Below are 10,807 nucleotides of genomic sequence, written 5' to 3'. Positions count from 1 at the left end.
CCCTGTATTCGATTGTTACCACAGCAAAGGGCAACGGACTTAAAACCTATGAGTATCTGGAATGGCTCCTTACAGAAATGCCTGCAAGAGCAGACCTCTGTAACAAAGCTGTACTCAGCCGATTTTTGCCATGGTCTGAGGCAATACCCGATTCATGCAAAATGGATGCCGCAGAAAAGGCGGCTTCAGACCAAATGGTCGATAGACCCATAATCGACATCAACCCCGAGATGCTTGACAGTCACGTGACAGTCTCTTGACCGTCACGTGACTGTCAAGATGGGGATTACTGATCGCTTACGAAGATAACAGGTGATAAAGCAGGAAACGTGCTGGAAAATATACGGATATTTGTTCGGTTATTCCCACTCAATAGGTATTTATGTGTATTCCGTACTCTATCATTGTTCTAATAGACTCTCGTTTTCGGTATTCTACCTCGCAGTTTAATGTTTCGTTTCTCTCAGGAATCATCTGGGAATCACGTAGCAGTTATTCTGTCATCTAAGCGGTTTGCTTGTTTTCTCTAAACCGTGTTCATAATCATTCGCTTGAATAAGTCTTCTGACAATAAGGTCTTACAACTTCATCTATCCATTTCTCATACCAATACCACTGATTGGAAACTTGTGTTCCGTAGCCCGTGCATTCGCGTCGAGCGTTGCGGCTCTGCCAAAGAGTGGTATGTACATGCATTTTAAAGGAAGAATACCCTTCGCTGTTCATCTTATCTATGACTTCACTGGGTCGATATTTCAACTTCTCCACTTCTTTGTTTGCAAGGATGGTAGCGTCTTCAGGAATTGTTTCCCCTGGTTTAATGACCTTCATTGCAATCAACTCTGAACCTCTGTTCCGATTTTCTAGGTCAAACCTAACCCGTGCTTCGTACGTTGTATCTTGCCGTTCTTCGGGAGTAAGCCTTCCTTCAAACTCAAGAATAAATGAGGTTAAGAGGGGGTCCGCATGAGTTGCGGTTAGTAGTTCTTTTGTTTGGTTTAGACTTAGTTCTGCAAACTGAAGAGCTAAGGGAAGCTTTGCTCCGATATCCATTCTGTTCTCTGATAATTCGTTTAGTGCAACTTTGAAGTTTAGAACGTTTGCTTGAATCTTTGGAGCAATAAGCGGATCAACGTCCGAATTTGCCGAGTGTTGGATGCTGTTTCGAATTCCAATCAAGAAGAGAATATTGTTCTTTGCGCCTGAAGAGATGAAGTCTGGGGCAATATTGAGAAGTTCGCTTAGGGGTTGCTCAAGGATATGCCCATCTTTTCCACGCTTAAATGCTTTTCGTTTTCCCTTCGTCTCGTATTGTCGAGTTTCAAGTGAATGCTTCTCGCAGTACGATTGAAATAGATAAGTCCATGCAAGCGTAATCAAAGTAATGCATATTTCGGATTTAAAGGTAACAAGTGGACTGTTGAAGATTTCGACAGCAGCCAACATGGACTGTTGCGCTTTATCTGCATAGCGAAATGATTTCGAACCTTTACGTAGCATTTTTCTTCGTCTCTCTCCACTGTCAACGTTACTTCATGTCCCTGCTTATACTCTCAAGAAAATCAGCCATAAACGGTGATGTGCTAACTGAAAGCGGAGCGTTTTCGTTGTCATTGCCCTCTTGGATGCTTCCTGTATAAGGATCTGGGGAAGGCTTACCGCCGCTCATATTGACAAGAGGGTTGTAGATTCGCTTCCATTCGGCATATTCCTCAGCGGTTATTTCGCCCGCATCTAAGGCCGCCTTTTTCTCAGACCAGGCCTTAAGCGTTCTCCTGTAAACGCCTGCTCTTTTGCCGAACTTTTTTACGACGAGCCCGTTTTCGGTCGGTTCAATGGCGCCCATGTCCTCAAATTCAAACAGGGAATAGATAACGTCCATGGCAGTGGAGGCATCTGTCGGATTTAATGCTTCAGGTCGCACTCTCAACGCCATTGCAATCTTCTCAAGCGGTCTTTCTTTTGGCAGCCTGTTGCCTAGCTCGTAGCTTCTAAGAGCCGATTCTCCTATACCCGCAGTCTTTGAAAGCTCCTTCTGCGTCAGCCCTCTGGCCTGTCTAATCGTGCGTATCTTCTCGCCTATGCGAGAGTTCTCTGGGTTCACGAAAGCCGCCTTTCGAAACATTTCATATGGCGTAATACATTTTTACATTCTAGCACCTCACGTATTTGTGAGCAATCTATGAAGGCGAGATTTATCACTATGCACCACTTGACCTCACAAAAACGTGAGCCTATCATGTAGGTCAGAACATCACGAAAGCGTGAGGTATACGAGAAGGGAGCAAAGAGATGGAAACAAGGATGATCGGGGCTCAGGAAGTCAGCGCGCAGTTTGGCGTTTCAAAAGCTTATGCCTACAAGGTTATCCGCAAGCTGAACGAAGAACTTGAAGCCAGTGGAAAGCTTGTTGTTGTGGGGAAGGTTAGCGCAGCGTTTTTCGAGCAACGCTTCTTCGGCGAAGCAATGTCTACCGTAAAGGACGGTGATTTTGATGGGCGTAACTAAAGACGAAAAGCGCGGTACCTGGACGGTGCAATGCTGGTACAAAAACTGGACTGGTGAGCGCTGCAAGAAAATGAAGCGAGGCTTTGCCAGTAAACGTGAAGCGCAGCAATGGGAACACGACTTTCTTGCGATTGCCTCAGGCGAACCAACCATGTCGTTTGGTGAGTTCTGTAAAACCTACGAAACCGACATCAAGCCGCGCCTGAAGCCGAACACATGGCAGACGAAGGATCACATCATTCGCACCAAGCTCCTGCCATACTTCGGCAGCAAACCAGTGAACGAAATAACAGGCAGCGACATCCTGAATTGGAAAAACGAGCTGATGCACACAAAGACCAGCAGCGGCGCCGCGCTCTCGCAAACGTACATCCGCACCGTTTGCAACCAACTGTCGGCAATGCTTAACCATGCGGTACGCTTTTACAACCCGAGCTCGAACCCCATGGCGAAAGTGGGCAAGATCGGTTCAAAAGAGGGCTCCGAGATGCAGTTTTGGACCAAGGATGAATACCTACGCTTTTCAAACGCAACCATGGACAAACCATCGTCCTTTACTGCGTTCGAGGTTTTGTATTGGATGGGAATTCGCGAAGGCGAGCTTCTGGCGCTTACGCCCGCAGACTTTGATTTTGTCAAACTTCGCCTAAGTATCACCAAGTCTTATCAGCGTATTAAGGGCGAAGACGTGATAACCGATCCGAAAACGCGCAAGTCTATCCGTACCATTGATATTCCGCGATTTCTTGTAGACGAGGTTGCTGAATACATCCAGCAAGAGGATATAGAACCAGCACAGCGCATATTCATTATTACGAAGCATGGCCTCTACCACGAAATGGAGCGCGGAAGCCGCATGGGTGGCGTTAAGCGTATTCGTGTGCACGATATACGCCACAGCCGTGCATCACTGCTTATCGAAATGGGCTTCGGCGTACTTGCTATCGCTGACAGGCTTGGGTATGAGTCAATCGACATCACATACCGCTATGCACATCTGTTCCCCGAGAAGAAATCCAGTATTGCCAATCGTCTAGAAATAGAAGGAAGTGAGCGCTTGTGAGCCAGAAGATTGTTGACAGGGCGGGGCGTCGGCGTAACCGCACGGTGGCTTTTCGCGTATCAGAGGAAGAAGCTGCGCAGATTGATGCCTTCGTTGCCCTAAGCGGGTTATCGAAGCAAGAGTACTGCGCAAGTCGCTTGCTGCAAAAAGAAGTCACCGTAAAGCCCAGCAGCCGCCTGCAGAAAACATCTCCAAGCAAGTTAACCAGATCTATCGCGAACTTCGCCGCATTAAGTGCGCTAAGGATATGCCCGTTGAGCTTGTTGAGGTTTTGGAAGTCTTGGGCGCTACGTTTGTAGCTTTAGGTGTGGAAGAAACGCTATCAGACACAGAAAACGAAGCACGAAGCATCAATCAGATGTCGCGTGATTAATAAGCATGACTGGAGGTAAACCCATGTCTTACGATTCATCTTTTTCTGATATCTATAAAGAAGAAAAGTTGCTGCGACGTCATGGTTTCGAGCAGTGGCCGGGCGAAGAAGAGCTTGCGCGTTATCTGTTCAACGTCAATGACAAATTGATGCGCTAGCTGCATCGCTTGAGCTGAGCGTCGAGGCTGATATCCGCGGTCGCTGGAGCGTCGTCCTCGCGGAACCCGCTCCCGCGCCACCGCAACCTTATTGGAAAGCGGTGTAGGATGGCGGGATTTGACCTAATCAGCGCCAAGGAGCTTATGTTCGAGGTGATTCCTGACGTGCCTTGGGTAATAGAAGGACTTCTAGGCACGGGGCTCCACATCTTTGGCGGCGACTCTAAGATCAGCAAAAGCTGGCTTGTGTACGACATGGCGCTCGAGGTAGCGCATGGTCAGGATTTCTGGGGCTACAAGACCAATCGTTGCGAGCCACTTTATCTCAGCCTCGAGGACACCAAGCGCCGCCTTCAGGATCGTCTTTGGGAGCTAACCGATGAAGTATGCGGGGACGTGAAGATCACAACGAGCGCACCGCGCCTTGATAACGGACGCATCGATATGCTGACCGAACACGTGGCTGAAAACGAGAACGCCAAGCTCATCATAATCGACACGTATCAGAGAGTCCGCAGCCTAGGTAACGATGGCAGCTACATCAACGAGTATGAAGAGCTCATGAGTCTCAAGAATTTTGCCGACGAAAACGATATCAGCATCGTGGTAGTCCATCATAACAGCAAGCAGAGGTACGACGATCCTTTCAGGAACCTGCTAGGTAGCACGGCGCTGCAGGGCGCAAGCGACGGCATGTTCGTGCTGACGAAAGACCTCAAGGCTCCCCGTACCGTCGTGCTCAACGCTACGGGACGCGATATCGAATCCGTCACCCTCAAGCTGCAATTCAGCAGCCACCATTGGGCCGTCATAGAGAAGCTCGATGCCGAAGAGCGCGAGCGTGAGAGCGTGCCCCAAGCCGTGCTATCCGTCTGCCAATTCATCAAGGCAACCAATGCTGGCTGGACAGGCAACGCCGCAGAGTTGGTGGAAGCCGTGGGCCTAGATTCGGTGAAGCCCGCAGTTTTGGGCAAGTACCTTGCGCAATATCGCACATATCTTTTGGGCGAAGGAGTCTCTTATGCGCGCGAGTACACGCGCAGCGGCAACATCATTGTGCTTGGCCTCATCACGGATTGTGAAGGCTGTGAAGGCAAATAACCCTATATCTTTTTCCCTTCACAGCCTTCACGCTATGGGGCGTTCGATAGCGCCCGGCTTGCAGCCGGGCGCTATCCCAGCGTTTCGCTCGACGGCTTCCAGAGGGCACCGTCGCTTCGCGCTGGAAACGCCCGCTGCACCTTCGTTCGATGGCTCCCTATAGGTCGCCATCACTACGGCTTCGCTCTCGCGAGCATGCAGGCCAACGTGCCACTGGCACCCTTTTCCGACTGGCGCGCTCTCGCTTCACTCACCCTCATGGATTCGGTTGCATGCGCGCCCTGTCCATGGGTGCAAGGAACGACTTCGTATGTACGAAACGCGTCTTCGCCACGTTTCTCCCATACGCAGTCACCTTGGTCGGGGGCTTGCCCCCAACACCCCCGTAACGTTAGGCTACCGCGCCGCTTCGCGACGTGGGTCCCTCCGTTGCCACCACCAAACCCGCGAGTATTGGATCGCGGGGTGGTGGCTGTGAGCAAAGCCCATGATGTTCGCAAGAACTTCCGCTTCACCGAAACGGAAGCCGCCTTACTTGCCCGCCACGCAGCCAAGGCAGGCGTCACGGAAAGCGAGTACGTACGCCGCCTCGTCACCGACCCCGCGCACGTCTTCGTGTCAGACGCCAACCTGCTCGCGGCGATCTATCGCGAGCTGAAGCGCCAAGGCGTGAACCTCAACCAGATTGCGCTTGCGGCCAATTCCCGCAAGCAAGACCCCGCCGACATCGACGCGGTGCGCCGCTACGGAGCCGCCGTGGCAACGACGCTGGCCGATGTGGCAGGCGTTATCGATGCAATGAAAGGAGCTCGCGATGCCAACCGTTAAGACTCTGACATTCAAGCAGGGCGGCCACCACGCAACCTGCGGCGCACGCCGCAAGTACCTTGAAAACGAGGACCGCCACCTGGAACGCATCTGCGTGAACATTGTCGATGAGAAGCACTGGGATGCGGAGATGGATCGCACCCGCGCGCTTTACAAGCTGATCGGATGCGTCAACTACCGCGAGTTCATCATCAGCCCCGATGCGGCCGACCACGCCACGCAGGCCCAGGTGAAAGATCTGGCCCTGCGCTGGCTGGCCGAGAACTTCCCCAATGCGGAAGCGGCAATCGTGCTGCATGACGACAACAAGGAGCGCAAAGCCAACGGCAAGCCCGGCATCATCCATGCGCATGTGGTGGTGAACAGCGTGGACTTGGAAACAGGCCGCAAGGTGGTCATCGAGGGAGAGAAGGTGCGTGATATCCACAACTCGCTGCAGCGTATCGGCAAGGAACTGGGCCTGTCCGTGCAATCGGATTACGAGCCCGGCAAGCGCTTGATGAGCAGCCAGGAGAAGCAAATCACCCAGGCTGAGCGCGGCATGACGCTTCGTGGCGTTCGCTGCTGGAAATTTGCAGTTCGCGACATGGCCTTGCAAGCATTGGATTTGTCTACGACGCCAGCGGAATTTGCCGAGTGCCTGGACAAGGCCGACATTGACGTAACCATCGAGAACGACCTCGTATACCTAACCGACCGCGATAACCCGACCCGCAGCGTCCGCGCCGACAAGCTGGATAGCCACCTGGCGCTCGGCAGCATCGTCCAGCGCTTCGGGGACAACATCCTTGAGCTGCGCAACCTTGAGGAGCTGCACCAGCTTGCCAGCGTCATGCGCGGCGAAATGGTGCAGGGTAACGAAATGCGGGCAGAGATGCAGGCCTACGACAAGCGATGCCGCGAGGCGTTGGGCGACTACGAGAAGCTCGCGCGCAAATGCGACGGCATGAACCGCAAGGTATTCCCGCGCTTCGAGATGCCGAAGGCGGAAACCCTGGTGGAGCGCATGCGCTGCCAGCAGACGACGCGCGAGTTCCACGCCTCGGCGAAGGCTGCCATGAACAGGCACGCCGTGCCGACACCCGCGCAGATGGCCGCAGCTGCAGAGGCTAGGCGCTCCTCGTACTCTTACGGGGATACCAGCCATCACAGCCAACAACGCGCCTATGAGCAATCGCAGTCACATGATATGTCGCGTTAGGAGGAAATCCCATGGTAAACGAAATCACGCCTGAACAGATGGTTCCGCAGACCACAAAGGCAAAAGCCCTAGATAGTGTCACGAAATCAGGTAAGGGCACGCCAATCGAAGCCCGCATGGCTGAGGCGGTGCTTGAGCAGGCGCACAATACCGAAAAGCAGATGCAGGCCTACAGCGAGCTTGTAGATGCGATAAAGGCAGCAACCGAAACGGCTGCTGAAGCCGCGAAGGATGCTGCCAATGGTCTACAAACCGTTGAAAAGATCGATGAGCGCATTGTATTCGTGGTTAAGCAGGCCACGGAACGTCGCCTTGTCGAAGTGATACCCACTGGCGCAAATAGCATCATCGAAAACGCTCAAGCGCGCCTGGGCGAGGCTTCCGACATTGTCACCGCCCAGATCGAGGAATCAGCGGCGAAGGCCGCAATGGTAATCGAAAAGTCCGTCAAAGCTGCCGAAGAGCGCGAACAACGCGCGCGAACGCTTGACCGCCGGCATCAGCTGAGTCTTATCGGCAAGGTTGCAGCATGCACGGTCATAGTTGGAACCTGTCTGCTTATCATGTTTGCAGGCTGGCGCTTCCTTCCGATTGTCACCGGCGAAGTGAAAATCACCTACACCGAGGAGTTTCAAAGCAAGCTTGATGCCACCGAGGCCGAGCTAGCCCGCACGTGCAACGAGTTGAACGCCTACAAGGATGCATACCCGGAGGGCTTGTCCGAGCAGCGATTACACGATTTGAATGAGCAAAACGCCAAGGTTCAGTAATCACTTTATCTGGATTGATGGTTGACCGCCGAATACATTTAGGTTTTAGCGAATTTCTTTAGTCTAGACGCTTCTATTCCATTAGAATGAATCAATTGTATGTATATCTGAAAATGAGGAGGCCCGATGAAGCCAATGCTTAAGTACCGTGGCGGCAAACAACGCGAGCTTTCCCAGATCAAACAGTATATCCCTGAAAAATATGATAAGTATGTTGAGCCTTTTTTCGGTGGAGGTGCTTTATATTTTGATTTGCAGCCTAAAGAATCAATCATTAATGACCTTAATGCCGGCCTGATGCGCTTTTATGCAGGCGTTAGAGATGATTTTGATACAGTAGCAGCTGATTTGGCTCTTTTGCACGGTGAATATGAGGCAAATAGAAAAGCATTTGATGAGTTGAAGGCGAAATTCCCTGACGAAAGAGTCCTAGATGCGAATGAGGACGTTTATTATCAGATTAGGGACATGTTTAACGGTTTAAAAGCTCCAAAATACTCTTGGGCCGCGCTCTATTTCTACATTAATAAAACTGCCTATTCCGGAATGATTCGCTACAACAAAAGCGGTGAGTACAACGTCCCTTATGGCCGCTATAAACACTTAAATGTTTCTGGGGTTACCGAATCTCATTCTGAGTTACTTAAAAGAACGCAACTATTTTGTGGTGACTATCAAAAGATATTTGATCTTTGCTCCCCAAATGATTTCGTGTTTCTTGACCCCCCATATGACTGCGTTTTTTCCGATTACGGGAATCCAGAGCTAGGCGGATCTTTTTCTGAAGAAGAGCATGAGCGGCTTGCGTCGGCGTTTTTTGATCTTCCTTGTGAGGCTTTGCTTGTTATTGGAAAAACTGACCTTACAGAGCGTCTATACGGTCGCAATATCGTGCATGAATACGCAAAATCATATGCGGTAAATATTCGCAACCGCTTCAAGGCTGGAAGTCAACATATTTTAGTTTCTAATAGGGCATAGAAAGAGAAATTGTATGGCAGCTATCAAAGGTAAAACGCTATTCTTCACTACTTCGCCTAGAACCCCGCTACGTATGCTACCCGAAATTGAACTTCTGACAGATAACTTAGAAGGGCAGCCATGGAATAAAGATACTCAAACGGACTACATGTATATTCTGTTTGACCAGGATTTTTACCAAGGCTCAAAGGAGTTAAAAGATCCTGCGTTTTCCGCACGAGACAGGATTAATCGTTCCCCGAAAGCTCTTGGTTTTGTAGATTTAAGTCCAGAAATAAAGTTGACGGATGCAGGAAAAACGCTCATATCCTCAAAGCATATAGAGGAGCCGTTGCTTCGTCAGTTGCTAAAGTTTCAGCTTCCTTCGCCATTTCATACAATTCCACGCAATAAGGATGTTGATTTTTGGATTAAACCTTACTTGGAAATCATAAGGCTTATTCGTACTCTCGGATCTGTATCATTTGATGAGATTCAGCTCTTTGGTATGCAGTTGACGAATTATCAGAAATTCGAATCCATCGTTGAGAAAATTAATCAATTCAGGAAAGACAAAGCCCTGCATAAAGGTTCGTACAAACAGTTCTTTTCAGAAGAATCAGAGCGTACAATTCGCGAAATCTATTCTGAAGAGTTTTTAAATCACGATATGCGCACGCGGGAATCTGATGACAAAAGTGCAAAGAACTTTATCTTGACAAAAAGAAGAAACTTACGTGATTATACGGACGCCTGTTTTCGCTATCTACGAGCTACTGGATTTGTAATGATTTCTCAATCAGGCCGCTCTCTTTCAATCTCAGCTGACAAAACTGAAGAAATTGACTTCATATTGAAAACAGTGAGTAGAGAACCAATATATGTCGATAATCGTAAGAACTATAAAAAATACCTCTACAATCCAGAGATCCCACAACTATATTCGGATGACATCGGCAATCTCAAAAGTATAGTAAATTCCCTCGATTCGAGCGTTAAGCTTGAAAATTTATCGGTAATCGAGTTAAAGGACATTCAGCACGATCTTCTCGACAGGAAGAAAGAAGAGATTATCGAATCTCAGACTATAGCAATAAAAGATTACGACCAATTCGACGACATCATTAAGGTCTTCAGTCAGATTCCTAATCGCGATTCTTATTATGATCGTCCGCTTATGTTTGAATGGAATGCTTGGCGCGCTATGACAATGATTGACGGTGGAAACATACATGCGAATTTGAATTTTGACGATCTGGGTATGCCGCTATCGACGGCGTCTGGAAACATGTCTGATATTGTATGCGATTACGGTGACTTTATGCTTAATGTCGAGGTCACTCTCCAGTCTGGTCAGAAGCAATATGACAACGAAGGAGAGCCCGTTGCACGTCATGTTGGAAAAGTGAAAGCGACGACAGGCAAGCCAACCTTCTGTTTTTTCATTGCCCCTTCGATTAGCGACGCAACTATTGCTCACTTCTATACTTTGCAGCACACTTCAGTTCGTTTGTATGGAGGCAAAACGAATATCATCCCACTCGAGCTCGATACTTTTGTAAAGATGGTTCTTGATAGTAGAAAAGCCGACTACGTCCCTGAGCCCAATCAGATTAAGAGGCTGGTTGAAAGCGTTCATAAGCTCGCTGATGAAGCTGAGGATGAAATCGATTGGTTTAATCGAACGACGAAGCTAGCTTTAAACTGGCTCGATTGCGCTTAAACAATAAACAATGAAGTCTCTTACCTGCGCATTCTCTCGGCATGACTCCTGATGTTTGAGCGTGATTCGTAAGCGATCAATAATCCCCATCTTCACATTGATGCTGCAGTAGCTGATACTTT

13 protein-coding genes are annotated in these 10,807 nt (G+C 49.5%); 11 read left to right on the top strand and 2 right to left on the bottom strand.

The features are described 5' to 3' along the window. The coding region (locus tag RR842_RS08550) for a transposase domain-containing protein (RefSeq protein WP_332729475.1) at positions 1-260 on the top strand (260 nt) is incomplete at its 5' end. Between the two features lie 283 nt (positions 261-543). On the opposite strand, the gene RR842_RS08545 is transcribed toward RR842_RS08550, so the two are convergent. Next, a complete protein-coding gene (locus RR842_RS08545; RefSeq protein ID WP_332729474.1) occupies positions 544-1,500 on the bottom strand; it encodes a DUF3644 domain-containing protein in 957 nt (318 codons plus the stop codon). Positions 1,501-1,528: 28 nt separating this feature from the next. Next, positions 1,529-2,104, bottom strand: a complete 576-nt coding sequence (locus RR842_RS08540) for a helix-turn-helix transcriptional regulator (protein ID WP_332729472.1) — start codon at positions 2,102-2,104, stop codon at positions 1,529-1,531. 188 nt (positions 2,105-2,292) lie between these two features. Between RR842_RS08540 and RR842_RS08535 the strand changes: the two genes are divergently transcribed. From RR842_RS08535 to RR842_RS08490, 10 genes are all read left to right on the top strand, one after another. Then, on the top strand, positions 2,293-2,508 hold the full coding sequence (locus RR842_RS08535; RefSeq protein WP_332729471.1) for a LysR family transcriptional regulator: 216 nt from the start codon (positions 2,293-2,295) through the stop codon (positions 2,506-2,508). Further along, on the top strand, positions 2,495-3,571 hold the full coding sequence (locus RR842_RS08530) for a site-specific integrase (protein WP_332729470.1): 1,077 nt from the start codon (positions 2,495-2,497) through the stop codon (positions 3,569-3,571). Before RR842_RS08535 ends, RR842_RS08530 begins: the two co-directional genes overlap by 14 nt. Beyond that, positions 3,568-3,870 carry a hypothetical protein gene (locus RR842_RS08525; protein WP_332729469.1) on the top strand — a complete coding sequence of 101 codons (303 nt, stop codon included), beginning with the start codon at positions 3,568-3,570 and terminating at the stop codon, positions 3,868-3,870. The genes RR842_RS08530 and RR842_RS08525 overlap by 4 nt, the downstream gene beginning before the upstream one ends. A 97-nt stretch (positions 3,871-3,967) precedes the next feature. After that, entirely contained in the window at positions 3,968-4,102 is a 135-nt protein-coding gene (locus RR842_RS08520) for a hypothetical protein (protein ID WP_332729467.1), read from the top strand. Positions 4,103-4,210: 108 nt separating this feature from the next. Continuing rightward, positions 4,211-5,203 (top strand): AAA family ATPase, encoded by a 993-nt coding sequence (locus RR842_RS08515; RefSeq protein WP_332729465.1) that lies wholly within the window; start codon positions 4,211-4,213, stop codon positions 5,201-5,203. Between the two features lie 474 nt (positions 5,204-5,677). After that, positions 5,678-6,031, top strand: a complete 354-nt coding sequence (mobC, locus tag RR842_RS08510) for a plasmid mobilization relaxosome protein MobC (RefSeq protein ID WP_332729464.1) — start codon at positions 5,678-5,680, stop codon at positions 6,029-6,031. After that, positions 6,018-7,232 carry a relaxase/mobilization nuclease domain-containing protein gene (locus tag RR842_RS08505; protein WP_332729463.1) on the top strand — a complete coding sequence of 405 codons (1,215 nt, stop codon included), beginning with the start codon at positions 6,018-6,020 and terminating at the stop codon, positions 7,230-7,232. The genes mobC and RR842_RS08505 overlap by 14 nt, the downstream gene beginning before the upstream one ends. 11 nt (positions 7,233-7,243) lie before the next feature. Beyond that, positions 7,244-8,002: a hypothetical protein gene (locus tag RR842_RS08500; protein ID WP_332729462.1), complete on the top strand. Its 759-nt coding sequence runs from the start codon at positions 7,244-7,246 to the stop codon at positions 8,000-8,002. Positions 8,003-8,128: 126 nt separating this feature from the next. Further along, positions 8,129-8,983, top strand: coding sequence for a Dam family site-specific DNA-(adenine-N6)-methyltransferase (locus RR842_RS08495; RefSeq protein WP_332729461.1), 855 nt, complete (start codon positions 8,129-8,131; stop codon positions 8,981-8,983). Between the two features lie 13 nt (positions 8,984-8,996). Then, the gene (locus RR842_RS08490; protein ID WP_332729460.1) at positions 8,997-10,685 is read left to right on the top strand and encodes an AlwI family type II restriction endonuclease; all 1,689 of its coding nucleotides are present in this window, start codon (positions 8,997-8,999) and stop codon (positions 10,683-10,685) included. Positions 10,686-10,807 lie beyond the last annotated feature (122 nt).

The sequence above is a fragment of the Gordonibacter sp. genome (assembly GCF_036667095.1).
Taxonomy (GTDB): Bacteria; Actinomycetota; Coriobacteriia; order Coriobacteriales; family Eggerthellaceae; genus Gordonibacter.
The sequence above is the reverse complement of the archived record's forward strand: the minus strand, read 5'-3'. Positions and strand labels throughout refer to the sequence as shown.